Source organism: Kordia algicida OT-1 (assembly GCF_000154725.1).
Lineage (GTDB): Bacteria > Bacteroidota > Bacteroidia > Flavobacteriales > Flavobacteriaceae > Kordia > Kordia algicida.
Genome location: NZ_DS544873.1, coordinates 2,112,440 through 2,138,244 on the forward strand (window position 1 = coordinate 2,112,440; position 25,805 = coordinate 2,138,244).

Here is a 25,805-nt window from a genome sequence, read left to right on the forward strand (position 1 = left end):
ATCTACACATACTTCAACACAACCATTCCCAACGGCGGAATGTTGATTTCTGCAGAATGATTTCTGAATTGCCATTCAGTTGCATCAGAAGAAACTTTTTTGTTGACAAAATCATTTGTTCCTGCATATTCTTTTAAATCACTATTGAAGATTTCCTGTAAAGTACCTTCCGATGGCAAACCAATACGATAGTTTTCGCGTGGAATTGGTGTCATGTTACACGCTACAATCAAGTCGTTTTCTGGCTTTTTTCCTTTTCGGATGTGTACTAAAACTGAGTTTTCTGCATCGTTGTAATCTATCCACTCGAAACCATCTGCGGTAAATTGCTTTTCGTGTAATGCTGGTTCAGTTTTGTAGAGTTTGTTTAAGTCTTTAATTACATTTTGAACACCTTTGTGAACGTCATATTCCAACAAATGCCAATCGAGACTTTGCTGAAAGTTCCATTCGCCACTTTGTCCAAACTCTGCTCCTTGAAATAGTAAATTCGTTCCTGGATGGGTAAACATATAACTATACAACAAACGTAGATTTGCAAAACGTTGCCACTCATCGCCAGGCATTCTTCCTAAGATAGAATGTTTTCCATACACAACCTCATCATGCGATAACGGCAACATAAAGTTTTCCGTAAATGCGTATGTCATGCTAAAGGTTAAATCGTTTTGATGGTGTTTTCTGTAAATCGGTTCTTTTGCAAAGTATTGCAATGTATCGTGCATCCAACCCATCATCCATTTCATTCCAAAACCGAGTCCGCCAATACTTGCAGGACGCGATACCATTGGGAACGAAGTTGATTCTTCAGCAATAGTTTGCACATCTGGAAACATAGAATACACAGCTTCGTTCATTTCTCGCATAAATGCGATAGCTTCTAAATTTTCACGTCCACCAAATTGATTTGGTTCCCATTCGCCTTCGTTACGAGAGTAATCCAAAAATAACATCGAAGCTACTGCATCAACGCGTAAACCATCAGCATGATATTGATCGAGCCAAAAAACCGCATTACTGATTAAGAATGATTTTACTTCGTTTCTCCCATAGTTAAAGATCAAACTTTTCCAATCAGGATGATAGCCTTTTCGCTTGTCTGGATGTTCGTACAAGCATGTTCCATCAAAAAAACCGAGTCCGTGCGCATCTTCTGGAAAGTGCGAAGGAACCCAATCTAAGATGATTCCGATGTCGTTTTGATGGAGTTTATCAACCAATAATTTGAATTCTTCTGGAGTTCCAAATCGCGCTGTTGGCGCAAAGTATCCTACCAATTGATATCCCCAACTTGGATCGTACGGATATTCCATGACTGGCATTAATTCTACATGTGTAAAATTCATTTCTTTTACGTATGCGACTAATTCATCGGCCAATTCCGTATACGTTAGAAACTTGTTTTCTTCAACTTTACGTTTCCACGAACCCAAATGCACTTCGTATACCGAATATGGCGCGTCTAAGGCATTGTGTTTTTTACGTTTTTCCATCCATTTGGCATCTTTCCAATCGTGATCGGCTTCCCAAACTACAGAAGCTGTTTTTGGCGGATGCTCGCAACGACGCGCGTACGGATCTGCTTTTTCCGTTTTGATGTCGTTGTGATGACTTTGTATTTTGTATTTGTAAGTTGTTCCTTTTCCAACATTTGGAATGAATCCTTCCCAAATGCCGCTTTCGTCCCAACGTACATTTAGTTGATGTTCGCCTTCTATCCAAAAGTTGAAATCACCAATGACAGAAACCGTTTTAGCACTTGGCGCCCAAACTGCAAAATAGGTTCCTTCAACACCATTAAGTGTCATTAGGTGTGAACCAAATTTTTCGTAAAGTTTGTAATGTTTTCCAGCTTTGAACAGATTGATATCAAATTCAGAGAATAAACTATGTGGAACTACTCGATAATCGAGATTTGAATGTTCTGACGCTTGCGTCAAAATATTTTTAAGTGGTTTACTCTGAATATTTTTTGAGTTTTCCCCAAAGTGGTTGACTTTTGCCATATGCTAGTGATTGATAATGTTTGTGATTCCCTTGAGTGGAATAACTGCCCAAAGTGGTCGTGAATTGAGTTCGTACCCAAGTTCGTAGATCGCTTTTTCAAGCAATGAATATTTTAGTAAAAAGATGCGTTCTTGGTTATAGCCAATGTTGAGGTTTGCATCTTGAATTTTGGTAATGTATGTTTTTAAGAAGACACCAATAAAGTATGTGTAGAGCAATTCGCCTGCTTCAAAAAGTTCTTCTTGTGCGTGCTTGTATTCGTCACTATGATTGAAAATTGTGGCATATATGGCATAGTGAAAACTTCTAAAAAGTCCTGCGACATCTTTTAATGGTGGTTGTTTTACTTTACGATCGCGAATGGTACTTTCGGGTTCTCCTTCAAAATCGAGAATGTAAAAATCGTCATCTTTTACCAAAATTTGACCTAAGTGATAATCGCCATGCACACGAATGCGTTCGCCTTTTAGTTTTGTCCAATCGAAGTTTACCAAACGTTTTCTGATGAGATTTTTATTGTCTAAAAATTCTTGTGCAAGCGTTAATGACAAACCATCCAATTTGTGCAAATTATTTTCTACCGTGTTGAGTCGATTCTGGAATTGATATAACAATCTATTTTTCAACCAAACTGTATAATCGCCATTAAAATGCGTTGGTGTAAAGGCAGTTTCTTCAAATTCGCTTCCAAGCGCAATGTGCATTTCGGCAGTACGTTTTGCCAACGTTTGAATTTTTAAGAATAGATTCAATCCTACCCAATCAATAATTCTTGGAGAAACATCACGAATACTTAAACGTTCAAAAAGTATCGTTTCAGGCAGTTCTTTGATATTGATATTTTTCGTTTCAAGATTTAGAAATACTTTGTGCAATTCTTTCAACATATAATCCCACGCATCGCCTTCATTGGGCACCATTTCTTGCATGAGTCCAATGGTAATATTGTCCTTTTCAGAATCAACAATACTTAAACTCCCCAAATATGCGGGCGTATTTTTGTATTGTTTTTTTTCTGATAGAAATCGACTCATTTCATAGTCAGGATTTTTATTTGCATAGATTCTTCTAAAGAACTTCAACACACAACTTTCATTGTATACAATAGACGTGTTGCTTTGTTCCAAACCCATAAAACGTGACGATTTGTATTCGGCATTAAATTCTAAGCTTTTGTGATATTGCACACGTGTTTGATCGTTTGGAATGGCTGTTTGAATGCGTTCAAAAACCAGTTTCCGAAAGGCTTCAAGATTAATAGCATCAATGATAAAACCTTGTTGATTTTTGATGCTTATGGGAAGTATTCGATCTTCTTTGGCAAAACTTTCATCCGACACAAACGCAATTGGTAAAAAGTAATGCTGATAGAAGGCTTCTACAAAATTTACTTCTAAGATCAATCCGTAATAGACTTCGCCATGTTGCTGAATTCGGAAATATTCCGAGAGTTCAATGTATTTTAGTTTGCTGGCTTTGCCACCGTACCAACGCTGCTTTATGATATAATCTTCTAAGACTTCCGATAAAAACGCTTTGACAAACGCTTTGTTTTCTAACAATTCTTCCCAAGAATCATTAAAGTTGTACTGCGTTTTTGTAGTGGTTTTGGTGGTTTTTTTAGCCATTGATGGTGGTTTTTACTGAATCTACTTGTTGACTTTAAAGATATGAAATGGCAACGCAGGATGCAATTCTACAAAATTCCACTCGCTATACCAATTGTAACTGTTTCCTGTGACCAAATCATGCACTTCTACTTTGTGTCCGTGCTGAATGCCTAATTCTTGCAACGGCAACTGAAAGTTTCCTTGCTGCGAATAGTATTGATCGAGACTGATGATGACTAAAACTTCACTTGTCCGATCTTGATTCCACTTGTAAAAACCTAATAAGTTATCATTTTCTATGTGGCAAAATTTGATATTATTCGTTTGTTGCAACGCTTCATGTTCATGACGAATGGCGTTGATTCTACTTATTAATGTGGTGAGTTTATTTTGTTTTTCCCAATCGTAGTGACACAGTTGAAACTTCTCAGACATGTAGTATTCTTCTTTTCCAGGAATCGCATCGTCAATCATTTGCTCAAAAACTGGTCCGTAAATTCCGATGTTGGAACTTAAGGTTGCTGCCAATGCGTATCGCTGAATGTATTTTGCTTCGTTGGCGCCTTGCAAGTGAAACGGATTGATGTCTGGCGTGTTTGGCCAAAAGTTCGGGCGCATGTATTCTTTTTGATCTGTTTGCGTGAGTTCGTTCATGTATTCAATCAACTCATGCTTGTTGTCGCGCCACGTAAAGTATGTGTATGATTGTGTGTATCCTTGTTTTGCTAATTGTTGCATTACTTTTGGTTTGGTAAACGCTTCCGCGAGAAAGATCACGTTTGGATGTTTCTTTTTGACTTCCGCAATGATCCAATTCCAAAAATAGTACGGTTTTGTGTGCGGATTGTCTACACGGAATACTTCAATGCCGCAGTCAATCCAGTGCAATAGAATGCTTAAACATTCATTCCAAAGATTTTTATAATCTTCACTTTCCCAATAGATTGGCAAGATATCTTGATATTTTTTTGGTGGATTTTCGGCATATTGAACCGTTCCGTCTGGTCGCCACTTGAACCAATCTGGATGCGAAGTTACCCAAGGATGATCGGGCGCGGCTTGCAATGCGTAATCCATAGCAATTTCGATGTTGTGTTCTTTTGCTTTTTTAACCAAACGTTTAAAGTCGTTAATTGTTCCCAATGCTGGATGCGTGTCTTTGTGTCCGCCGTATTGTGAACCGATTCCCCAAGCCGAACCCACATCGCCTTTTTTGGCTTCTGTCGTGTTGTTTTTCCCTTTACGATTGACTTCTCCAATAGGATGAATTGGTGGGAAATATAAGGTATCAAATCCCATGTTTGCCACTCTTGGTAGTAAACGTTCGCAATCTTTGAAGGTTCCGTGTTTTCCTGCTGTTTCCGAAGCTGAACGTGGAAAGAATTCGTACCAAGTACTGAATTGCGCTTTTTTACGATCTACATAGATTTGCAATTCGTGTGATTCGTTCGCAAGATGCTTTTCTGGATATTTGACAAAGATGTCGTGTAACTTCGTACTTTTAGCCGCAGCTATCGCTTCATTATAGCGTTCTGCATCTTGAAATGCGTCGATACAATCGCCAATAAAGTCCTTTTCCGTTTTCGTTGTTTTTTTTAGCAATGGTTTTAGCAATTCTGCTCCTTCTAGCAATTCCGAAGTAATGTGTTGGTTGTCGTCAATTTTACGTACTGCTCCATGTTGCCAATTTAAAGCATAATCAACCCAACCTTGTATTTTGTAGGTGTAAAAACCTTGTTTTTCTACAACAAAAGAGGCTTGCCATTCGTCGTTTCCAAGGTCTTGCATGCGTACTTCTTTCCATGTTTTTGCTTTTTCATGTTTGTAGCGTATGGAAGCGGCAATCACATCATGTCCGTCTACCAAGACATGTGCTTTTACAGTGACAATTTCATTTACAATTCGTTTGATAAAAAATTCGCCACCGTTGAGTTGTGGAGAAATATGATCGATAACGACGCGTTTTTGGTTTTGCATTTTTCGGAATTATTAGCGTTCTAAAGTTCGAAATTACTAAAAATCACTACAATTCACATAGTGTTTCCGCGATTATCTTATTGATTTTGAAACTACAACGTTTGCGTGATTGGGGTTTTACTTCGGCTTCGCTCAGTACGAGTAGGTTTACTTCGACTCCACTCAGTACGAGTATTACTTTTGACTTTACTCAACACAAGTAGGTGATTATATAAAACATGTAGTATTGTTGCGAATAGGTTTCGGAAATTCAGGGAAACTTAAAGTATTAATGTAAATAACGTCAGTTCGATATAAATCATTCAATTTACATTTATAGTAATTTTAGAAATAATTCTGCTATGAAATTCATTTTCAGTGTTTTATTTTCGTTTTCTTTGCTTACCCAAAGAAAAGAAACAAAAGAAAGGGAACTTTTCCAGAGGTATTTTTAGTTTTTCTTTTAGGGAAAAACTAAAACCGCATGAATTTTTCTAAATTTTCTCCAAGGTTTCGAAAATTTTTAACGAAAAACTCCTGCTATACTGCGGAAAAGAAAAGTTTCAAACTAAAATTCTTACGTCGAACTCACGTTAAATATATTTTCTAATGTCCGGGAAATTAAAAACACTGATGTAAATACATTCCCCGATACAGGGGAAATCAAAAACATTAATGCAAATTCATTCCCCGACATAGGGGAAGTTAAAAACATCTATGTAAATACATTCCCCAACATAGGGGAAATCAAAAACATGAATGTAAACACATTCCCCGATACAGGGGAATTTAAAAACATTGATGTAAATTCATTCCCCTGTCATATATTTTGTATATTTTTCAATAAAATACTACATAAAAACGATTTTATTGAAAATTTATCAAAAATAGCTATTTTACATTATAATGAAAATATAAACTTCAAAGCAAGTTGCTATTGTAACTAATATACAAAAGACTACTTGCGCATCATTTTTCTTTTTATTGTTTTATGGAAAACCACATTGCGTATATGTACGTTTTGTTTTACATTTATAAAAAATAACAGGAAGTTGTTAACAAATGAGTTCCTGTTATTACTTAATATTGGTATGATATACTGAATCGGTATATGCATATGTTGGGCATAATTTAAAACAACCAAAATAAATGGCAACATTAGAGCAATTTGAAACTACCCTAGATCAAGTAAATGAAAGATTGGAAAAAATGCTTTCTTACTGGATTGAGGAATTGACTCGAGAAGAGGAATTAGGAACACAATTTAGTTTTAAAGAGATTGAAGAACAGTTTGTGAAAATTATCGATTTGTTCAAACGAGTTAAAGAAGTAAACCTGCAAGAGGTTCCATATAGCTTACTGAACCAATTTAATGCTCAAATAAATAACGCGATAACTTATTTTGACAAAGCTAAAAACTTTGACCCAACGCAAAACAATGCAGCAAATGCGCGTCAAACAATAATAAATAATATTCGAGATAAGTATGATGCTTATTACACCCATTCTGTACCAATCTTATCAATTGGACTTTTAAATTCAAACGACCTTTCTGTTGAGAGGTCTAAAATGAATCAACTCATAGCTGAATTAGACGAACAGAAGAAAACAGCAAAAGAAGAAAGCGATAAAAAACTAAAAGAATTAAACGACATACTCGATAGCGCTAAAAGTGCAGCTACCCAAATCGGAGTTTCTAAGCATTCAACACTATTTAAAGCAGAATCTGAGCTTCACGAAACTGAATCAAAAAAATGGTTGAAATACACGACGTGGATTATTATTGCGATAATTGTTAGCGCAATTGGAATGGCTTTCTTAGGCTTGTATTTTAAAGAGAATACTGAAATTGTGCAATTCACAATTACCAAGATTGTAATTCTTACTGCATTATTTTATGGACTTTCTTTAACAAATAGAAATTATAAAGCACATAAACATAATGCGATAATGAATAAGCATCGACAAAATGCACTAAGTACATTTGAAACTTTTTCAAGTGCTGCGAGTGCTGATGACGTTACTAAAAATGCTGTTCTTTTAGAAACAACACATTCAATATTTTCTAATCAGCAAACAGGATATTTAAAATCTGACCCTGAAAATAACTCGAATAGTAAAATTGTAGAAATAATCAAGAGTGTAACAAAAACCGAATAAAAAACTATGCCCAACATTGGCTATAAACAATTGTTATTACAGGCTTATCCTGAAAATTCCTGCGGAATTTTCAGTTTGGTGTGTACTTGCAAAGTTAAGTACTAGCCCACGCAACTACTCATAGCCGAGACCGTCAGACTGTCTCAAAACTCGCATATTATTTTCTATTAATATTAAATATTCCGATATTTAAGTATGGAATATTTAAAAGGTGATTCGAGAACACAACTTACATTATACACTACTTGTCTTGAAGATATGATACCTCAAGATAATTCTGTACGATTTATAGATAAATTTGTAAACTCACTTAATTTACAAGAATTAGGTTTTGACGCCATAGCTTCTCAAGGAAGACCGTCTTATGATCCTGCTGATTTACTAAAATTATACATTTACGGGTATATGAATCGTACACGATCTTCACGAGTTTTAGAAAAAGAATGCTCCCGAAATATTGAAGTGATATGGCTTTTGAAAAATCTTAAACCAGACCATAATACGATAGCGCGTTTTAGAAAAGAAAACTCAAAAGCTATCAAACGAGTTTTCAGACAAAGTGTAACCATTGCTAAGAATTTTAACCTGATTGGTGGAGTTCTTATCGCTGGTGATTCCACCAAATTAAGAGCGCAGAATAGCAAGAAAAACAATTATAATAAGAAAAAGATTGAACGTCATTTAGCGTATATTGATAAAAAACTATCGCAATACAATACTGAATTGGCTACTGCTGATAATGATAGTAAAGTTAAAATTCAGAAAAACATTGAAAAACACAAACGACATCAAGTTAAGTACACGCAGATAAAGCAAGAATTAGAAGCTGATACTACTACTGAAAACCCTCAATTATCTACTAGCGATCCAGATAGCAGACATCAAATAGTAAGAGGAATGATAACAGAAGTTTGCTATACGGCACAAACTACTGTTGACGAAAAACACAACATACTTATTGATTATAAAATCACCAATCAAAACGATAAGAAAGCCATGGGAATGATGCTCAGAAGAGCTAAATCTATTTTAAGACATCATCAGTTTACTGCCCTTTATGACAAAGGATATCATACAGGTAGTGAATTTGATATTGCACATTCGTTAGGTATCGAAACATTAGTTGCTATCCCTAATATTGGCAGAGCCAGTCAAGCCCCTGACCCTAAATATAATGTAGAATATTTTAAATATGATAAACACAAAGATTGTTATATATGCCCACAAAAACAAGAACTAACAAGTAATCAAAATTGGTATAAGGCACGTAACTATAAGTTCAAACAATACAAAACCAAGGCGTGTAAAACTTGTCCTGTTAGAAACTTATGTACAACAGCTAAAGTAAATGGAAAGATCGTGCAACGAAGTAAATATGCGCATGCTATTGAAGGCAATGCAGAACGTATAAAAGTTAATGAAGATACCTACAAAAAGCGACAAGCTATCGTAGAACATCCCTTTGGAACCATCAAAAGACAATGGGGATTTGATTATATCATTACTAAACGGACAATTGAATCGGCTTCAGCTGATTTTGGATTAGTTGCTTTAGCCTACAATTTGAAAAGAATCATCAATATTGGCAAAGCTTCAAAGAGTACCAAAAAACTTTGTTTGTGTCATTTTAGAAGGGTTAATCGCTTATATAAGCCCAAAAAGAGCATTATTAGCGTGTTAAAATCATTATTTTACAAGAGACAAGAAGTCTTTAAAATAGCTACGTAATTTTAAAATTTAATGTAAATTAGAAACCTAATAGGTAGTTTTGAGACAGACTGCCGTTGCCAGTAATGTAAACCAATCTTTATGCTGAAAGGATTATTTAAGAAAAAAACACCAGTCGAAAAGTTTATGGCTCATTTGGACAGAATTTTCCAAACTGAACCTGAATATTACAAAGAGGAATCTGAAACTGACGGAATTGCTGGAGTTACAAGCATAGTTTATAAAGACATCCCTGAAAAAGGAATGATAACTGGAATTACATACGGACTTTCACTCGTAAGTCATCCTGAATGGAAATTTGGACGACCTGAATTAATAATCACAGTTGACTCGAAAGATGCTTCTTGGGCTCAAGTTGCAGGATATTTAGCGAATAGTTTAAGAGGAGATTGTCCATTTAGTTACAGCAACACAATTAACTTTAGAGAAAAAATATCGGACGAATCGGAAATGGACGCATTTCTTGTATTCGCACCTTCGATTTTGGACAAAAAAGATTTTGCGAATATCGATATCGGACTGAATTACAAAATTAATATTGCTGGACTTTATCCAATCTATGCATCTGAAATGAAATATATTGAGAAAAACGGACTTGAAAAATTTTGGAAACACCCGAACTTTGATATGTACAACGTGAATAGAAAAAGAATAAAATAATTAAAAAACACTACTGGCAACAACGGTAACCGTTGCACAACCCAATAATTTTATAAAAACTGGCTGACTTTAGTCCTTTTAAGGAAGTATTTATTTTAATTTTTCCTACTCCTATTTAAAATTAGCACCGCTTAAAATACAGTTATAGTTGCCAAATAGTGAGTTTATTTTGAAAATGATTGCATAATTTTTTTGATAGATTTTCTTGTCTTGCATGCAATATGATACGCAATTATTCAATATCTTCGACTTGTGTAACAGGCACAACGTATATAATCCATTGCTAGTGAAGGCTTACCAACGAAAATCCTTGCGGATTTTCTATTCGGTTTTTATTTGCTAAATTAGGTGCTTAAACCATGCAACAAACCATATACAAACGACGTTGTGCTCAATAACTAAAAAAACTAACAGAGAATCGTAATGAAAAAAATAAACTTAATCAGTAGCTTATTCGCAATTACTGCTTTAATCTCTTGTAAAAATGATAAAAAAACAAATGACAATCAATCAAAAGAAGTTGTTAATGAGGAAATTTCTATTTCTGATAAAAATAAACAAGTAAAAGATGTGTCTAATAACACAGTAAAAGAATTTTCTTGGGACAATATATCCGAGTCAACATTTGACATTGGAGTATACCCATATATCACACCTCCAAAAGGGATGAAGGTAGATAAAAATACTAGCAGAACAGAATCTTATGATTTCCATAAACTAGAAATGTTTAATGGTAAATCATTTTTTGACATAGAAGGACGAGTAGATAAAATGGGAATTATGATGGATGGAAATAAAGAGTGGAATCAATACTATTTTGATAAAAGTATAAAAGACTATTTAAATTCTATTGGTGCTCAACTTATTTTCGAAGGTAAAATTCCAAATGAATTAGTAAATCAAAAGGGAGCGAATGTAAACGACCGTTACGCTTATTTTAATAATTTCTATGTTGGTGACATAGTAAATTCTCCTATTCGTATGTATGCATTAAAAACACCAACTAAAAGAATTGGAATTCAAGTCTATTCTGATGTAGTTTCTGCACAAATTGGGATAGTAGAATCAAAAGAATTTGAACAAACTATAGAAAAAATAACCGCAGAAGATATCATAAATGAGATTAACTCCAATGGTTTTATTTCATTGCATATAAATTTTGATACTGGAAAATCAAGAATCAAAGCAGACTCCTATGAAATAATAAGTGAAATCACAAAAATGTTAAAAACAAATCCAAATTTAAAAATCAGTATCGAAGGACATACTGATAATGCGGGTGATGAATCTTATAATATGAAGCTTTCTAAAAATAGAGCTAAATCTGTTCTTATGGCACTGGTTGATGAAGGTATTGATGAATCAAGGTTAAAAAGCGATGGGTTTGGACAAACCAAACCTATTGGAGATAATACAACAGATAAAGGAAAAGCTAAAAACCGAAGAGTTGAATTAAGGAAAATTTAAAGAGCATAATACCGATAACCGTTGCACAACCTTATAATTCTACAAAAAACAAGGCATTCTTAGCACTTTTAAGAGTGCCTTTCTTTTTATTCTTGTTATAAGAGTTCTAAAATTAACTCCGTTTATAATCAAGATATCGTTGCCTAATAGTGACTTTATTTTGAAAATGATTGCATAATTTTTTTGATAGATTTTCTTGTCTTGCATGTAATAAGATAAATAATAGCGATTTAAGTGCTTAAACGAAATATAAATAATAAAATAAAGGTCAGCTATAAACCGAAAAATTAGCACGTAAAAACCTGCTACTTTTCATATACTAACTGTTGACAACAAGCAAAAAATGAAATATAAATTAAACATATTACTTCTAATTATAACTTTATTTTCTTTAAAAGCAGTTGCTTGCAATTGTTCCATTCCGAAAAGTTTGAAAGCTGTTCAAGATTACGAATTTGAAAATTCTGAATGTATTTTTATTGGAGAAGTTTTGAAAATTGATTCCGAAAAAAACACTTTTGAAGTTAGAGTTGTAGAATCTTTTAACGGAGATGAAATTGAAAAAATATATAGTGGATTTTACGACAATCAATGTGGACCTATAATTGACGAAAAAGGAAAGTGGTTGATTTACGCTAATTTGTACGGAAATAAAATTGAAATTAATACTTGTGGACTAACTCGTAGTTTTGAATATCCTGAAAGTAATATAACTGCAACATCTGAATTTTTAAAAACATATGAAAAGGAATATAAAGAGGAAAAACGATATTCCGACTTAAAAATCAGAGCGCTATTAGATTTAAAAAATGAAATAATTAGTTTAAGGAAAAGAAGGAAGTAAAAAAAAGCCAGTTGCCAACAATGGTAACCGTTGCACAACCTTATAATTTCAAAAAAACAAGGCATTCTTAGCACTTTTATGAGTGCCTTTCTTTTGAGTTCTCCTATTATTGACACTTAAAATTAGTACCGCTTACAATACAGCTATAGTTGCCAAATAGTGACTTTATTTTGAAAATGATTTTCTAAACCATACGTTTAGTGAATATTTTTTGTGGACTGAAAAACAAACTGAAATGACTTATTTATATGTCCATTTTTTTGACTAAAAAATACATTACACATAATTTAACCCAAGAAACATGAAAAAATTATTAATCCTGACCCTGCTCTCATTTTTTGGTTGTAGAAACGAACCAATCTGTACTGTAAATGAAAATAACGCTGGAAAAGAAATTTATGATTTAGACGAAGCAACGTGTTTCATTGCATTAAAGTTAAATAAGAGAAAAACTGACTTGAATTTGATTCGTGATGCGCTACTTGCTGAAATGAATTATATGGACAACGTTAGGCTGACTTCTGATAGTCCAAATCCTGAAAGCGAATCTGAATCGAATGCCGAATTGGATATTAACCAAATGGTGGAATATGCTCTGAATGTAGAAAAAGTTGACCTGAGTAAAAAACAATTATTCGAAATCTATGATACGGAAATTGAATATTTAATGTTTATTGGAGTCGTAGATGAATAAAAAGTATGTCCAACATCGATAAATAACTACTACACAATCTTATAAATTAAAAATCAAGGCATTCTTAGTATTTATAAAAACATTTTACTTTTGATTCTTGTTAAAAAGAAAAAATCCCACTTCTTCAAGCAGGATTTTAACAAATCTATTTTGATTATCGAAAAGATCCCATTCTTCAACGAGATTCAATAACTTTCAACTTCTATAAGGTTGAAAATTATTGAATAATCGTTCCCTTAGGAATGACCGCATCTTTTTTAAGAACTACAATACCATCTTTTACAAAATAGGTGTCGGTTTCTATATCTTTTAAGTCAGGACCACCATTTATTTTGACATCGTCACCAATGCGACAGTTTCTGTCAATAATTGCATTTTTAATATAACAGCGATCGCCAATTCCCATCAAAATGTCAATTTTACTTTCTTCGATTTCTTCTAAAGATTCATATGAATCATTTCCCATCATATACGTGTTTACAATCACGGTATCTTTTCCGATACGTGAACGAATTCCGATGACAGAACGTTCTATTTTAGAAGCTTGAATGATACAACCATCAGAGATTACTGTATTATTTAACGTAGTTCCTGAGATTTTTGAAGTCGCCAAAATTCGCGCATTTGTATATATTCGTCGTTTTTGATCGTATAGATTGAATTTTGGAATATCGTCTGTCAATCCTAAATTAGCTTCAAAGAACGAATCAATATTTCCAATATCTGTCCAATAACCTTCATATTGATAACTTACTGTTTTGTGTTTGTCAATACTTTGTGGAATGATTTCTTTTCCAAAATCGACCGTATCTGGATTGTCCATCAATTTGATAAGCAAATCTCTGTTAAAAATATAGATTCCCATTGATGCTAAATACAATCGCTTTTCCTTCTTCATTTCCCTACTTACATCCGATTTCCAATCTGGCAATACATCTGCTGAAGGTTTTTCAACAAACGACGTAATCACGTTTTCATCATTCGTTTTCATAATTCCGAACGAAGTTGCATCTTTTGCATTTACAGGATAGGTTGCAATGGAAATTTCTGCACCCGATTTTTCATGCTGCTGAATCATTTGGTTAAAATCCATCTGATATAACTGATCTCCTGAAAGAATTAACGCGTATTCAAAGTCATTTTTTAAGAAGTGATGCATACTTTGTCGTACAGCATCGGCAGTTCCTTGAAACCATTTGTCGCTCGAAATTGTTTGTTCTGCCGCAAGGACATCAACAAAAGCCGAACTAAAAAAGCTAAAGTGATAGGTGTTTGATATATGTTTGTTTAACGAAGCCGAATTGAACTGCGTTAGTACATACATACGCTTGATATCTGAGTTGATACAGTTAGAAATTGGAATATCTACCAATCTGTATTTTCCAGCAATTGGCACGGCTGGTTTTGAACGTGCTTCTGTTAATGGATAGAGTCTTGAGCCTTGTCCGCCTCCAAGAATTATACTTAGTACTTTGTCGTTTATCATAATTATTATAGGATCGTTTTGTATAGGTTTTCTGTTTGTTTTGCAATGGCTTTCCAGTCAAAAAAGTCTTCTACACGTTTTCTTCCTGCAAGTTCCATTTTATTTCTGAGTTCGCTGTCGTTGACAACTTTATTGATTCCGTCAGCCAAATCTTTTGCAAATTTTTCTGGATGTGTCGGCTCAAAAGGAGCTGTATTTTGTTGTTCGACTTGGATTAAAATTCCTGTTTCATTATCAACTACCACTTCTTTTATTCCGCCAACAGCACTTGCCACAACCGCCGTTTTACAAGCCATTGCTTCTATATTAATGATTCCGAACGGTTCATAAATAGAAGGGCAACAAAAAACAGTAGCATGTGAGTATAGTTGAATAATTTCATTTTTTGGCAACATTTCTTCAATCCAAAAGATATTGTCGCGTGTTTTTTTAACAGCTTCCACACTTTCTTGCATTTCTTTGGCGATTTCCTCCGTATCTGGCGCGCCAGCACATAAGACAATTTGCGTGTCTTTATCTATATGTTTGATGGCATTTACCAAATGAATGATTCCTTTTTGACGCGTAATTCGTCCCACAAATAATACATATGGTTTGGAAGGATCAATATTGAACTTTTTTAACGTTGAGGTTTCTTCTGTATATTGATACTGCTGTAGATTGATTCCGTTGTAGATGACTTTTATTTTAGCTTCATCAACATTGAAATGTTTTAAAACATCAACTTTCGTTTCTTCTGAAACGGCAATGATCGCATCAGCCATTTCGATCGCTGTTTTTTCAATCCAAGAAGAAGTATCGTATCCGCGACCGAGTTGTTCGCGTTTCCACGGTCGTAACGGTTCTAGTGAATGTGTTGTAATCACTAACGGTTTTCCGTAACAAAGTTTTGCCATAATTCCTGCAAACTGCGCGTACCATGTATGACAATGCACAACATCTGCATCAATTTCATTAGCATTCATGTGCAAATTTGTTTGCAACGTATTGAAAATAGTTTTGAGCTTTTTATTAGTTGATTCAAAGTCTGTATGATCGCCAGAAAATCCTGTGATGCTTAGGTTTTCAGAGTTAATTTCCTGATCGCCAAAACTGCGTACTTCAACTTGCATTAGTTGTTTCAATTCGTCTGCCAAATATTCTACGTGAACTCCTGCTCCACCGTAAACATAAGGTGGAAATTCTTTTGTAAAGAAAAGTACTTTCATTGTTGTTTTTTAACCTTTTTCTTAGTTGATTTTTGATAAAGAGTTTAAAATTAGTTAATTAAAATGACATAATTGCTATAATTATGAGACAGTTAGCTTTATATTAAATCGAAAAGGTTTTCGTAATGATTCATTTATGGTTACGACAAACTATTTGTGTAAAAAACCGTATTTTTAAGAAATAAAATTGCTTAAAAAAATAAAAAAGAACGTATGAAAAAGATAGTATTCATTGCCTTAGTTGGTTTGTTTTTTAGTTGTAATTCTGCTGCTCAAAAACAACAGAAAAATATAGCTCAAAGTAAAGAGACAAAAACAACGCAGGAAAAGAAGTTTAAAGTTACGAAAACGGAAGCCGAATGGAGAAAGCAGTTAACCGATCAAGAATTTTATGTGTTGCGCGAAGCTGGAACTGAATATGCCTTTAGCAGTCCGTTGAATAAAAATTATAAGAAAGGAACGTATCACTGCGCTGGTTGTAATACACCAGTATTTGAAAGTGAAACTAAGTTTGATTCGGGAACAGGCTGGCCAAGTTTTTATAAAGAAATTGAAGGAAATGTGGCGTTTAGTACTGATTATAAGATTGGTTACGCACGTACTGAAGAACATTGTGCGACTTGTGGCGGACATTTGGGACACGTGTTTAACGACGGACCAAAACCAACCGGAAAACGACATTGTATAAACGGAGTTGCTTTGAAGTTTGTACCTGAGGAATAGACTTTAGATTTTAGATCGCTTCGCTGTTAGATATTAGACCGAGCTTCGCTTTTTTAGATTATTAGAGTTATTTATTATTTCTGTGTCACATTGAGCGCAGTCGAAATGTAAGATTCATGGAAAATTTACTAGAAGAAATACTAAGTTGTACCATTTGTAAAGATTTTTTACCACTTGGTGTGAATCCGGTTTTGGCAGCGCATGAATCTTCTAAGATCATTTTAATCGGACAAGCGCCAGGTTTGAAAGTACATCAGAATGGAATTCCGTGGAATGATATGAGTGGAAAACGACTTCGCCAATGGTTGAATGTGTCTGACGAAATTTTTTATGATGCGAAAAATATTGCATTGATTCCGATGGGATTTTGTTATCCAGGAAAAGGAACTTCAGGCGATTTACCACCGCGAAAAGAATGTGCAGCAGCTTGGCATAAACAGTTACTAACAAAGATGCAAGAAGCAGAATTAATTTTGCTTGTCGGTCAATATGCACAAAAGTATTATTTGAAAGATGAAGCAAAGAAAACCTTAACGGAAACGGTTTCTAATTATGAGAGTTACTTGCCGAAGTTTTTTCCGCTACCACATCCATCACCTAGAAATCGCTTTTGGTTACGTAAAAATCCGTGGTTTGAAAAAGAGGTGATTCCGAAATTGCAGGATAAGGTAAATCGATTGCTTTCTTCTTAAATTACTTTTTAATTTTAGTAACTTTCAAGAGTATCGAATTAAATCTTTTTTATGAATTCCGTAGCAGAAAATTATCTAGAAAGTACACGCAAACAGTTTGCCTATTATAAAAGTTTGGGCGATAAAACGTTTGCACAATTAACAGACGAAGCTATTCATTGGCAACAGCATGAAGATAGCAATAGTATTTCAATTATTGTGAAACATATTGTAGGAAATATGTTGAGTCGTTGGACAAATTTTTTAACAGAAGATGGCGAAAAGGATTGGCGTCACCGCGATTCAGAGTTTGAAGCAACGTATAAAACGAAAGCCGAAATGATTGCCGCTTGGGAAAAAGGTTGGCAATGTTTGTTTGACGCGATCAATCCGTTGCAAGCGGACGATGTTTCTCGAATTATCTATATCCGAAATCAAGGACATACGGTTTTGGAAGCGATTACGCGCCAATTGTGTCATTATCCGTATCATATTGGACAATTGGTGTATGTTGCCAAATTGATTCGTGCTGAAGAATGGAAATCATTGTCTATTCCGAAAGGAAAATCTTCTAGTTACAACGCGGATAAATTTAGCAAAGAGAAAGATCGAACGCATTTTACGGATGATTTGTAGGTTTATTTAAAATTTAGACTACAATTATCGTTTTAGCATTTGAATTTCTGAACGAGTTTCTAGTTTTTTAATCAGTGTAAAAATTATTATTCCCAAAAGTACAACATAGCCTATTAGAAGGTTCTTGCTTCCAAGCGTTCCTAAAGCGAGTGCAATTCCTGTAATTCCTTTTGCTGCATTATATTCATATCCGCTTTCCATTTGAATAGCAAAGTAAAATCCCCAAGAAAATAACAGTGTTAAGACTATTATTCCGATAATTTTTGCACGTGCGTAAGTAAATACACTCGGTGTTTCTGATGTGTATGTAAATGTTGACAGCCTATTTTTTAAATACTCAAAAATTTCATTTTTTAAGGTTTCATCTTCTATAAATAATTCTTCTTCTGAATCTTTCCCTACTATTAATTTGATATGATTGATACCTTTTTGGTTGATGACTTTATGGATGTAACTAAAGGGAATACTGAGCAATCCTACAGGTATTTTTTCGCTTGTGCTTTCTATATTGAATATACTTATGACTTCTTTACTTGGTCGTCCTTTGTAAATACATTCGTCATGAATGAAAATCAATGTATCTGACTTTTCTCCTCTTGGTTTCCAGATTTTATCCAATGTTATAATATTTTTAGAGTTTAATGATAAAGTTATCTTTTGTTTACGATTAAATTATTCCGAACACACACGATCAATCCATGTGTAATCATATACACTTGGATCTAGATAGATTTTTTTGCCTGTTTTTTTGTGGATGATGACATTGTAATCGTGGTTTTTGAAGAACGGACTCGAAAATAGTTCGTGAATGTCATAACCGAGAACGTGCATTTTTCCGACTAAGTGTTTGAACTCGTAGGTTTCTTGCAGCTTATTTTGTCTGATGATGTAATTTCCAATGGCATTACACATCGCGGCATATCCGATGCAGTTTGCTTCTTTTGTTTTAAAGCTTGTATTTGGATTTGCTTCTAATGACCTAGATACAAAATATAATTCTTTACTCGTAATTTCTTGACTGATTTCTGCTATTGTTTCTAGCGTCAATTCTTCATTTATAGTTTCTTTTTTTATCCTATCAATGAGTTTTTCGTTAGTAATTGTATGACCTTTTCGTTTTCCAATTTCTGTGTAATTAACGAGACTTCTATAGAGAAAACCCTTGAAAATGAACAACAAAATACAAACTATGATAAATCTCGTAATGTTTTTTCTCATGTAAATGATTTTATTGACATCAATTCCTTTTTATAATTATCGAGCAAATTCCCACTCGTTTTCCTGAATGATTTTGGTAAGTGTTTCCAACTCATCTTGCCACAAGTGATCTGCCTTCATTTGTTCTCTGAATTGTAAAATGGTACTGTGTGCATTGATGACAGCTTCTTCGTGTTGTGGAAATTCTTGTGTTGTAGAAATTAGTTTGGCAACTCCTTTGAGATTTTCTCCATTCTGAAATAACCAAAAAGCATGTTGTGTTCTAAATTGTGGACAGTGATAAAATTCTTCTGCAACAGCATTCCACATAGCTTCTCCTATTCGCTCATCACTCAATAACGAAATTGCATATATGGAAGAATGCAAAATTTGCCCATGAAAACTTACGAGATCAAATAGATTGATTTCTCCATCTTCTTCAATAGCTTTTAAGTCTGTCTTTTCGAGAATATCGTGGTATATTTCATGCGCTTTTTCATGATCGCCCAACATATGAAGTGCATCCGCAAGTACAATTTTAGCACGTTTGTGATTGGGTTCTATTTTTAACGCATTTAAGCTATAATTGTAAGCTTCATCATAATTTGACACAAAGAAAAAACTTCGCGCTACAGAAGTGACAAATTCCACATCTTGAAAGTCTTCTTCGCTTGCTTTTTCTTTTACAAATTGTAACGCTCTTGTAGGATAACGATCAATGATTAAGCGTTCCATATATTGCCATTTATTCAATAAGTTTGAATGATTTTCATCCAAGGATTCATACAAAGCACCTCGTTGATCCCAAACAGATTGAATGGTTTTCCATTTTTCATAAGCGCCAATGTATACCGCAGAAGGCGGCATTTTGACAGTATTATCTTCTGGTGATGAAAATTTTACACTGATTTTCTTTTCTGGATCATAACAATATCTGCTCAAAGCATCCTCAAAGAAAATAGTAAATGCTTTATCTTCTTCGTAAGTTTTCTTTTTTTGACCAAATAGTTTTTTGAAAAATGACATGTTTATATGTTAAGTAGTTGATGATTGGTTTTGATTGTTTCTAAGATAGTACCTTCGCAAAAACACAGCTAAAAATAATAAAATTGTAATTGCAGCTGCTAAAATCATTCCTAGAAAAGTAAAGAGTTCAGATTTATCATATACAATATCACTTACTGGAGAAAGCATATACACAATTGAAAAACTAATTCCTGCATAAGCAGCCATGGTCATTGTTAAAAATTTAGGATTTGTATACCGTGTGACAATAGATAAAACCATGGGACCAATACATATTTCTGCCAACGCTAAAAAGAATATCGAGCTTATCAAGTGAAATAAGCTATCTTCTACATCAACCATAGCAACATTTGTCAATTGTAGAAAAGCGAGTGACATACATAAAAATCCAAAAGCAATTTTTAGAAATTGTGAACGGTGAAATTTTAACCAAAGAATTCCACCAAAAATAAGTAACGGAACAATGATATAGAAGTTTAATTGATTTATAAATCCTAAAGAAATGTTGTCCCCAAATTGTCCTGTAAAATCTCCATTTGAGAGTATTACCGATGTATGAGTTCCTCCCAATTCATAAATTCCCCAAAATAGTGCCGATAGAAATATTGCTACAACCACATACAAAACACTGTTACTTGAAACTTTTTGCATGTCGTACTCAAGCTTTTCTTTTCCTTCGGAAATAGCCAAAGAAATCAATGATATTACAACATATAATATTGCAGCGATTCCAAAACTTACCACAAAGCCTAATTTAGTACTTATAATAGCAAACAGAGAGAATCCTATGAACGCACCAATATTTACAATTAAATAGTAAAAACTGAAAGCTGTGTTAAGGTATTTTTTATGATTAATATACGTTTTACCAAATGCCGCTAGTATGTTTGTTTTTATAAAACCTGTACCGAACGTCATGAGTGCCAATCCTAGATACACAAGATATTCAGAAGGAAGAATAGTATTTATACAACCTACAACAGCTAATAATCCGCCAATGAGTATTGCTTTTTTATTATTAAGTACAAAATCACCAAAAATTCCACCGATAAATTGTGTGAGTATTAAAAAGTAAGTCAGGTATTTGTAAATAGTAATCGCGCCGTAATCACCTAATTGAAGTGCTTCTCCAACCATATACAAAATAAGTATGGAACGAATTCCATAATAACACATACGTTCAAGAAAAAGTAATAATAGTATTATGGTTGTATTGCTAGTTCTTATTTGTGTTGAAGTATGTTCCATTTACTTTACGAAGGCTTTATGAGTTGTATTATGTATGTTTTTTTTGATAATTTACGAATTCCGTAAACAAGATTTTGCATAAGCAATTGCTAAAAAAAGTAACGCATATAATAAGTATTTCAACCATTTGGTACGCTTGTTATGTTTTTCTTCTTCTTCCAAAGTTCGCATTGCAAAGTTTGGTAACTCTTTTGGCTTTGCGTTTGGATCTTTGTACTTTTTAAATTTTACATGCTGCATCAATTCGAAGCCTTCTACTGTATCTAAATTGACGCCTAATAATCGCTTGGCGACTCCAAAGGTGAAATCTTCCATGTATGCATCTTCCGTAAATGGTTCATCAGGATAGTTTTCATCTTTCCAATAACGAATTCCATCTTCTTCATACGAATTTTTATAAATTTCTAGTTCTTCTTGAAAAGGTTCACCATGTGCAATACATTCGCCATCAACAGCCATTTTTAAACGTGTTTTCAATCCGCGACGTATCAAAGCATATCCGTGAAAATTTGAAACACTATGACATGATACCGATAATATTTCTGCATGTGGAAATATAGAAACCAACGCGGTTTCTGGTGGTGATAAATTTAATCCATCCGAAAGTTCTATAGCGTGTTGGGTAATTTGATAATCGTCACAAATAATCAGCGTGTTATTGTGATATCCAATATTGATTGATTCGTCATTTGGATACAAACATTCTTCAAACAAAACTTCTTTGTCAAATTCGTAATTCGCCTTTCCAAGTGCTTTTAAAAGCGCCGTTTCATCATTAAAACCATATCGGTTTTCAATTAAAACCATTGATGTTTTCCAACCCATAATTGTTTATTTAGAGGAAATTAATATAAGTATTTTCGAATATCTTTCAGCCAATACACGCCGAGAAAGATCAACGCAGGAAGTCCGAAGTAAAAGATCATAATACCCGACATATCTGCCAAACCATTTCTTGGCACAAAACCAGTTTCGCTGTTATGCGTATATATTGCAATAACAAGTGTAATGATATATATTACCTGACTTACCGAATAGATGTACAATCCAATTAATTTTCTCGAAATCATTAAAACTGCACCAATGATGGTTCCAACCGAAGTTAATATGTATATCAATCCTCTTGTAGCAATGCCTTCATCTTCTGTAATGGCGGCAAAAAGTTCGTATATAATGGCACGTCCAATGGTAAAAAGTGAACCGCAAATAGTCAACACGCACAAAACGATTAAGCCAACAGGTTTGTCGTTTCTATCAATATACACCACTTTTACACCTTGATTTGTGCCGCATTCCGGACAAAAATGTGCAGTGGCTTCCATCGAACTATTACAGTTGATACAATTTTTCATGTGTGATTTTCATTAAAGATAAGATTATTATTCAGAAACAATCATAGCGCCTCTTTTTTTGTCTAAAATGGTGTAATGTTGTGCGATATTCAGGTTTAAAATTTCGATAAGTTCAGCTTCCGCTATATCAATTTTAGTAAGATTAAATGCTACAATTCCACTAGAAATTGTTCCGATAATAACACGTATATTTTTTTCTTTTTCTTGTGAAGTATCTAAAAAGCAAAAATCATTAATATCACTCCAATGATACAATTGATCGTGATAATACAAACCTTCTGCAGTGGTTCTCAATACGGTTTTGTGTTTGTAATAGAACAACGTGAATATAGCGTAAATAAAGAAACCAATTGCTACAAAAAGCGTGAGTAACCAAATAAGAATGTGCCAAGATTCTGTTGTCCAAGTATAGCCAAACACTACTGCAACAATTGCACAAAAGCTCCAACCGACTCTTTCTTGATTTGTGTTGATATCTTTAAACGATAGTCCGTGCGTCTCCTGAACCGTTTTGTATTTTGGAGTTGCTACTTTGTGAAATAACCACTTGTAATTTTCATCTTTTAGTTGAAATGTAAAGTAGTTTTTGTGAATAAATTTGATAATGTTTTGGCGAACATTATTTTCTGTAGTTTCCAGCGATTCGTCATCTAAGCTAAATGTAGTACATTCGGTTTCAAAATTAGCAACAGCATTCGTCAATCTGCAAAGCAAAGTTTCATCAGTAGCAAACAATCTATTTTTACAGACTTTGCAAAAAGCCAGTTGTTGTGCGTTTTCTACGTATGTTGATTTTTTCTGTTGAAACATATATTATAAGGTAACCAACGCTTCTTTATCGTCTACAAGTTTTTCTTTTTTAACGGGAAATTTGCTAGTCAGTTTTAATTTAAGCCCCAAACTTGTAGTTCCTGTTATGGTCATTTGCCAAAAAATAGCTACGTCGTCTAGTTCCAACGTTGCCAAATCTGGATTGTTGACATACGGAAATGAAAATTCAGCATTTTTTCTAAAATTATTCAATGATTTTCTTTCGGAAATATACACCGTTTCGATGCTTGTTGAGGTTTTTGTTCCGCGCCTGTCCGTGACTTTTTCAATGATTTCATAAAACAACGTAGGTTCTTTCAAGGTAAACTTTTTTGTTTTATCAACCGTACAGCGAAAATTGTCGCCTTCATGCTCAAGTTTCATTGCTATTTTTCTCAAAGAAGATTCCATAAGTGCTTGCGTGATAATCGTTGTAATGATTAAAACTACAATTCCCAAAACCAGATACGCAACGTTCATTTCAGGCACAAAAAGTACATATAATAAGAAAAGCAAAAATGCCAAGATCACAGAAATACCATAGTTTTTTTTCAATGAAAAATCATACGTTCCTTCTCGTACTTTAAAGGAACTGTTGGTATCTTTTATGTCGAATTTTTTCAGTGTTCGCAGTCTTCTATCGGATGTCATAAACGATTTCACGCTCGAAAATAAACTCAATCCTAATTTCTTAAAATCATCTTTATGTACTTGCATTGTGACCTCGCAAGTATAGCTAAAACTCACATTTCTTCCATGATAACTTTGAATTGGCGCATCATCTAAAAAAAACGTAAACGGCAAGATGGTTTCTTCGTGAGCTTTTACCAAAGTTGGTTCAACAATAATTGGAAAAGTAGTCAATGTTTCTTTCTGCCCGCGCATACGTCCGCGAGCTTCAAAATGGATGTCTGCCAAAATGGAATCTATCAAAATATTTTCAGAAGAAACGAGTTCTAAATACCCTGAAGAAGCACGTCCGTCATGAGTTTGATTGATAAAAACTTCTGCTTGTAATGTAGCACTACTCATTGATATTTTTCGTAAAGTTTGTTAATAATTCCACGGTAATTGTCGCCATATTTCTGAATGATTTTTTTTAATTCGCTTTCGCTGAAAGTTGTCTGTTTCATCGATGTTTCGTTTTGCGCAAGCAACAATCTGTTGTGTATAATTTTACCTAAGATTTTGGTATCAATTCCTTTGAAACGAATCGTTTTCATGGGCTTTTTTACCAACAAGCACGATATTTTTCGTGTGTAATGTGTTGTATAAATCACTACTTTTTTTGTGGTAAACAGTTGTACACGTTCTTTAAAACTCAAATGGTGAATGCTGTCTACAAAAACGATGTTTGCGGTATGCTGAATAATCTCTGAAACCTTTGCTCCTTTTTCCAATAGAAAAATTGGATAGTGTGGTAATTGCTGTTGCAGCCAAATTAAATGTGTGGTTTTTCCGCGTCCTTGTTTACCTAAAAATTCAATAGCAATCGACGGATTATTCTCAATATAAGATGCAATCTCAGCAACCGAAAATCGCGGTACAATCGTATGACTGATTTCGTGATCTAACACGCCAGCAAACGGATTAAAATTGTAGTGTTCTTTCAATAGTTAGGGTTCATTTTCTCGTGATGAAATATACAATTATATGTAGTTGTGTGCCAAAAAATGTTACAAATGCGATGAATTTACATGAAATTACTAAAATTTCTCTAAGATTTGAAACACATTGTATTCAACAGCATTTTTACTATTTACTTCAACAATTTCACAGGAAATCGAAGCTAGCCAATCGCGATGAGTTTTGATAGAACGACCTGTAAATTTTAAATCGTCATAACGAGATGCCCACGCCAAAAATGCTTGCGATCGTTCTTGAATCTCCGTATCTGTTTGCAATTTGTCTCCGTAACGTGCTAGTTCTCGTTTTTGCAGTCGTTCCAAACGAATTTCTTTTTCTAGTGTGACAAAAACAACCAAATCGAAGGCGGTTTGCCAATAACTTCCCCAACTTACCAACGAACCACTGACAATTACATCTTCGGAGTTTTCAAAATCTGTTTGTAGCTTTTTGTTTCGTTCTTCCGAAGTAACTTTTATTTGAAACGGCGGATTGGTTGGCTTCCAATAATAGTCATCGACATCCAAATGTTTGCATTCTATTACCTCTGCCAATTCTTTTGCCAATGTTGTGGTTCCTGAACCTGATGCACCGATGATAAGGATTTTCATTGTTGCTTTTTTTGTGTATCTAAAAAATTCAGACGAATTTAAAGGAGTTTGGTATAACTTTTCTTTTATAAAATCGATTTTCAAA

Annotated in this window: 23 protein-coding genes and 1 pseudogene; 9 read left to right on the top strand and 15 right to left on the bottom strand. The window is 34.0% G+C overall.

Going from position 1 to position 25,805, the window contains the following annotated elements:
• Nucleotides 1-2: 2 nt before the first annotated feature.
• Genes glgB through KAOT1_RS09015 form a run of 3 tightly spaced genes read right to left on the bottom strand, consistent with a single transcriptional unit; the run spans nucleotide 3 to nucleotide 5,594 of the window.
• Nucleotides 3-2,006 carry a 1,4-alpha-glucan branching protein GlgB gene (gene glgB / locus KAOT1_RS09005; protein ID WP_007094473.1) on the bottom strand — a complete coding sequence of 668 codons (2,004 nt, stop codon included), beginning with the start codon at nucleotides 2,004-2,006 and terminating at the stop codon, nucleotides 3-5.
• Nucleotides 2,007-2,009: 3 nt separating this feature from the next.
• Nucleotides 2,010-3,635, bottom strand: coding sequence for a hypothetical protein (locus KAOT1_RS09010; protein WP_007094474.1), 1,626 nt, complete (start codon nucleotides 3,633-3,635; stop codon nucleotides 2,010-2,012).
• Nucleotides 3,636-3,656: 21 nt separating this feature from the next.
• Nucleotides 3,657-5,594, bottom strand: a complete 1,938-nt coding sequence (locus KAOT1_RS09015; protein WP_007094475.1) for an alpha-1,4-glucan--maltose-1-phosphate maltosyltransferase — start codon at nucleotides 5,592-5,594, stop codon at nucleotides 3,657-3,659.
• A 1,128-nt stretch (nucleotides 5,595-6,722) separates the two neighbouring features.
• Between KAOT1_RS09015 and KAOT1_RS09020 the strand changes: the two genes are divergently transcribed.
• From KAOT1_RS09020 to KAOT1_RS09045, 6 genes and pseudogenes are all read left to right on the top strand, one after another.
• Complete coding sequence (locus KAOT1_RS09020) at nucleotides 6,723-7,733, top strand: hypothetical protein (protein ID WP_007094476.1); 1,011 nt, start codon at nucleotides 6,723-6,725, stop codon at nucleotides 7,731-7,733.
• 195 nt (nucleotides 7,734-7,928) lie between these two features.
• Nucleotides 7,929-9,323, top strand: a pseudogene (locus tag KAOT1_RS09025) (IS1182 family transposase); the annotation flags it as partial.
• Between the two features lie 219 nt (nucleotides 9,324-9,542).
• The gene (locus tag KAOT1_RS09030) at nucleotides 9,543-10,121 is read left to right on the top strand and encodes a suppressor of fused domain protein (protein ID WP_040559437.1); all 579 of its coding nucleotides are present in this window, start codon (nucleotides 9,543-9,545) and stop codon (nucleotides 10,119-10,121) included.
• 423 nt (nucleotides 10,122-10,544) lie between these two features.
• The gene (locus KAOT1_RS09035) at nucleotides 10,545-11,588 is read left to right on the top strand and encodes an OmpA family protein (protein ID WP_007094479.1); all 1,044 of its coding nucleotides are present in this window, start codon (nucleotides 10,545-10,547) and stop codon (nucleotides 11,586-11,588) included.
• Nucleotides 11,589-11,931: 343 nt separating this feature from the next.
• Nucleotides 11,932-12,432, top strand: coding sequence for a hypothetical protein (locus tag KAOT1_RS09040; protein WP_007094480.1), 501 nt, complete (start codon nucleotides 11,932-11,934; stop codon nucleotides 12,430-12,432).
• Between the two features lie 301 nt (nucleotides 12,433-12,733).
• Nucleotides 12,734-13,126: a hypothetical protein gene (locus tag KAOT1_RS09045; RefSeq protein WP_007094481.1), complete on the top strand. Its 393-nt coding sequence runs from the start codon at nucleotides 12,734-12,736 to the stop codon at nucleotides 13,124-13,126.
• A gap of 217 nt (nucleotides 13,127-13,343) precedes the next feature.
• On the opposite strand, the gene KAOT1_RS09050 is transcribed toward KAOT1_RS09045, so the two are convergent.
• On the bottom strand, nucleotides 13,344-14,612 hold the full coding sequence (locus KAOT1_RS09050) for a glucose-1-phosphate adenylyltransferase (protein ID WP_007094482.1): 1,269 nt from the start codon (nucleotides 14,610-14,612) through the stop codon (nucleotides 13,344-13,346).
• A 5-nt stretch (nucleotides 14,613-14,617) separates the two neighbouring features.
• Nucleotides 14,618-15,820: a glycogen synthase gene (glgA, locus tag KAOT1_RS09055; RefSeq protein WP_007094483.1), complete on the bottom strand. Its 1,203-nt coding sequence runs from the start codon at nucleotides 15,818-15,820 to the stop codon at nucleotides 14,618-14,620.
• 213 nt (nucleotides 15,821-16,033) lie between these two features.
• Between glgA and msrB the strand changes: the two genes are divergently transcribed.
• From msrB to KAOT1_RS09070, 3 genes are all read left to right on the top strand, one after another.
• Complete coding sequence (msrB, locus tag KAOT1_RS09060) at nucleotides 16,034-16,543, top strand: peptide-methionine (R)-S-oxide reductase MsrB (protein ID WP_007094484.1); 510 nt, start codon at nucleotides 16,034-16,036, stop codon at nucleotides 16,541-16,543.
• 116 nt (nucleotides 16,544-16,659) lie between these two features.
• Nucleotides 16,660-17,235, top strand: a complete 576-nt coding sequence (locus KAOT1_RS09065; protein ID WP_007094485.1) for a uracil-DNA glycosylase family protein — start codon at nucleotides 16,660-16,662, stop codon at nucleotides 17,233-17,235.
• 51 nt (nucleotides 17,236-17,286) lie between these two features.
• Nucleotides 17,287-17,850 (top strand): DUF1572 domain-containing protein, encoded by a 564-nt coding sequence (locus tag KAOT1_RS09070; RefSeq protein ID WP_007094486.1) that lies wholly within the window; start codon nucleotides 17,287-17,289, stop codon nucleotides 17,848-17,850.
• 24 nt (nucleotides 17,851-17,874) lie between these two features.
• Here KAOT1_RS09070 and KAOT1_RS09075 read toward each other — a convergent pair whose 3' ends face one another.
• The 10 genes from KAOT1_RS09075 to KAOT1_RS09120 all read right to left on the bottom strand — a co-directional run bounded on the left by KAOT1_RS09075 (nucleotide 17,875) and on the right by KAOT1_RS09120 (nucleotide 25,720).
• Nucleotides 17,875-18,468, bottom strand: coding sequence for a hypothetical protein (locus KAOT1_RS09075; RefSeq protein ID WP_007094487.1), 594 nt, complete (start codon nucleotides 18,466-18,468; stop codon nucleotides 17,875-17,877).
• 54 nt (nucleotides 18,469-18,522) lie between these two features.
• On the bottom strand, nucleotides 18,523-19,068 hold the full coding sequence (locus KAOT1_RS09080) for a hypothetical protein (protein WP_007094488.1): 546 nt from the start codon (nucleotides 19,066-19,068) through the stop codon (nucleotides 18,523-18,525).
• 36 nt (nucleotides 19,069-19,104) lie between these two features.
• The gene (locus KAOT1_RS09085) at nucleotides 19,105-20,073 is read right to left on the bottom strand and encodes a tetratricopeptide repeat protein (protein ID WP_007094489.1); all 969 of its coding nucleotides are present in this window, start codon (nucleotides 20,071-20,073) and stop codon (nucleotides 19,105-19,107) included.
• A gap of 9 nt (nucleotides 20,074-20,082) precedes the next feature.
• Entirely contained in the window at nucleotides 20,083-21,321 is a 1,239-nt protein-coding gene (locus KAOT1_RS09090; protein WP_083777298.1) for an MFS transporter, read from the bottom strand.
• Nucleotides 21,322-21,372: 51 nt separating this feature from the next.
• The gene (locus tag KAOT1_RS09095) at nucleotides 21,373-22,146 is read right to left on the bottom strand and encodes a hypothetical protein (protein WP_007094491.1); all 774 of its coding nucleotides are present in this window, start codon (nucleotides 22,144-22,146) and stop codon (nucleotides 21,373-21,375) included.
• Between the two features lie 20 nt (nucleotides 22,147-22,166).
• Nucleotides 22,167-22,673, bottom strand: coding sequence for a zinc ribbon domain-containing protein (locus tag KAOT1_RS09100; RefSeq protein WP_157560086.1), 507 nt, complete (start codon nucleotides 22,671-22,673; stop codon nucleotides 22,167-22,169).
• A 27-nt stretch (nucleotides 22,674-22,700) separates the two neighbouring features.
• On the bottom strand, nucleotides 22,701-23,483 hold the full coding sequence (locus KAOT1_RS09105; RefSeq protein WP_007094493.1) for a hypothetical protein: 783 nt from the start codon (nucleotides 23,481-23,483) through the stop codon (nucleotides 22,701-22,703).
• Nucleotides 23,484-23,486: 3 nt separating this feature from the next.
• Nucleotides 23,487-24,515, bottom strand: coding sequence for a hypothetical protein (locus tag KAOT1_RS09110; protein WP_007094494.1), 1,029 nt, complete (start codon nucleotides 24,513-24,515; stop codon nucleotides 23,487-23,489).
• On the bottom strand, nucleotides 24,512-25,096 hold the full coding sequence (locus KAOT1_RS09115) for a hypothetical protein (protein WP_007094495.1): 585 nt from the start codon (nucleotides 25,094-25,096) through the stop codon (nucleotides 24,512-24,514). The genes KAOT1_RS09110 and KAOT1_RS09115 overlap by 4 nt, the downstream gene beginning before the upstream one ends.
• A gap of 93 nt (nucleotides 25,097-25,189) precedes the next feature.
• The gene (locus KAOT1_RS09120) at nucleotides 25,190-25,720 is read right to left on the bottom strand and encodes an AAA family ATPase (protein WP_007094496.1); all 531 of its coding nucleotides are present in this window, start codon (nucleotides 25,718-25,720) and stop codon (nucleotides 25,190-25,192) included.
• Nucleotides 25,721-25,805 lie beyond the last annotated feature (85 nt).

Excerpts from the sequence above, each read along its gene's own strand:
- glgB (WP_007094473.1), bottom strand. The coding sequence starts at position 2,006 with ATGGCAAAAGTCAACCACTTTGGGGAAAACTCAAAAAATATTCAGAGT.
- KAOT1_RS09010 (WP_007094474.1), bottom strand. The coding sequence starts at position 3,635 with ATGGCTAAAAAAACCACCAAAACCACTACAAAAACGCAGTACAACTTT.
- KAOT1_RS09015 (WP_007094475.1), bottom strand. The coding sequence starts at position 5,594 with ATGCAAAACCAAAAACGCGTCGTTATCGATCATATTTCTCCACAACTC.
- KAOT1_RS09020 (WP_007094476.1), top strand. The coding sequence starts at position 6,723 with ATGGCAACATTAGAGCAATTTGAAACTACCCTAGATCAAGTAAATGAA.
- KAOT1_RS09030 (WP_040559437.1), top strand. The coding sequence starts at position 9,543 with ATGCTGAAAGGATTATTTAAGAAAAAAACACCAGTCGAAAAGTTTATG.
- KAOT1_RS09035 (WP_007094479.1), top strand. The coding sequence starts at position 10,545 with ATGAAAAAAATAAACTTAATCAGTAGCTTATTCGCAATTACTGCTTTA.
- KAOT1_RS09040 (WP_007094480.1), top strand. The coding sequence starts at position 11,932 with ATGAAATATAAATTAAACATATTACTTCTAATTATAACTTTATTTTCT.
- KAOT1_RS09045 (WP_007094481.1), top strand. The coding sequence starts at position 12,734 with ATGAAAAAATTATTAATCCTGACCCTGCTCTCATTTTTTGGTTGTAGA.
- KAOT1_RS09050 (WP_007094482.1), bottom strand. The coding sequence starts at position 14,612 with ATGATAAACGACAAAGTACTAAGTATAATTCTTGGAGGCGGACAAGGC.
- glgA (WP_007094483.1), bottom strand. The coding sequence starts at position 15,820 with ATGAAAGTACTTTTCTTTACAAAAGAATTTCCACCTTATGTTTACGGT.
- msrB (WP_007094484.1), top strand. The coding sequence starts at position 16,034 with ATGAAAAAGATAGTATTCATTGCCTTAGTTGGTTTGTTTTTTAGTTGT.
- KAOT1_RS09065 (WP_007094485.1), top strand. The coding sequence starts at position 16,660 with ATGGAAAATTTACTAGAAGAAATACTAAGTTGTACCATTTGTAAAGAT.
- KAOT1_RS09070 (WP_007094486.1), top strand. The coding sequence starts at position 17,287 with ATGAATTCCGTAGCAGAAAATTATCTAGAAAGTACACGCAAACAGTTT.
- KAOT1_RS09080 (WP_007094488.1), bottom strand. The coding sequence starts at position 19,068 with ATGAGAAAAAACATTACGAGATTTATCATAGTTTGTATTTTGTTGTTC.
- KAOT1_RS09085 (WP_007094489.1), bottom strand. The coding sequence starts at position 20,073 with ATGTCATTTTTCAAAAAACTATTTGGTCAAAAAAAGAAAACTTACGAA.
- KAOT1_RS09090 (WP_083777298.1), bottom strand. The coding sequence starts at position 21,321 with ATGGAACATACTTCAACACAAATAAGAACTAGCAATACAACCATAATA.
- KAOT1_RS09095 (WP_007094491.1), bottom strand. The coding sequence starts at position 22,146 with ATGGGTTGGAAAACATCAATGGTTTTAATTGAAAACCGATATGGTTTT.
- KAOT1_RS09100 (WP_157560086.1), bottom strand. The coding sequence starts at position 22,673 with ATGAAAAATTGTATCAACTGTAATAGTTCGATGGAAGCCACTGCACAT.
- KAOT1_RS09105 (WP_007094493.1), bottom strand. The coding sequence starts at position 23,483 with ATGTTTCAACAGAAAAAATCAACATACGTAGAAAACGCACAACAACTG.
- KAOT1_RS09110 (WP_007094494.1), bottom strand. The coding sequence starts at position 24,515 with ATGAGTAGTGCTACATTACAAGCAGAAGTTTTTATCAATCAAACTCAT.
- KAOT1_RS09120 (WP_007094496.1), bottom strand. The coding sequence starts at position 25,720 with ATGAAAATCCTTATCATCGGTGCATCAGGTTCAGGAACCACAACATTG.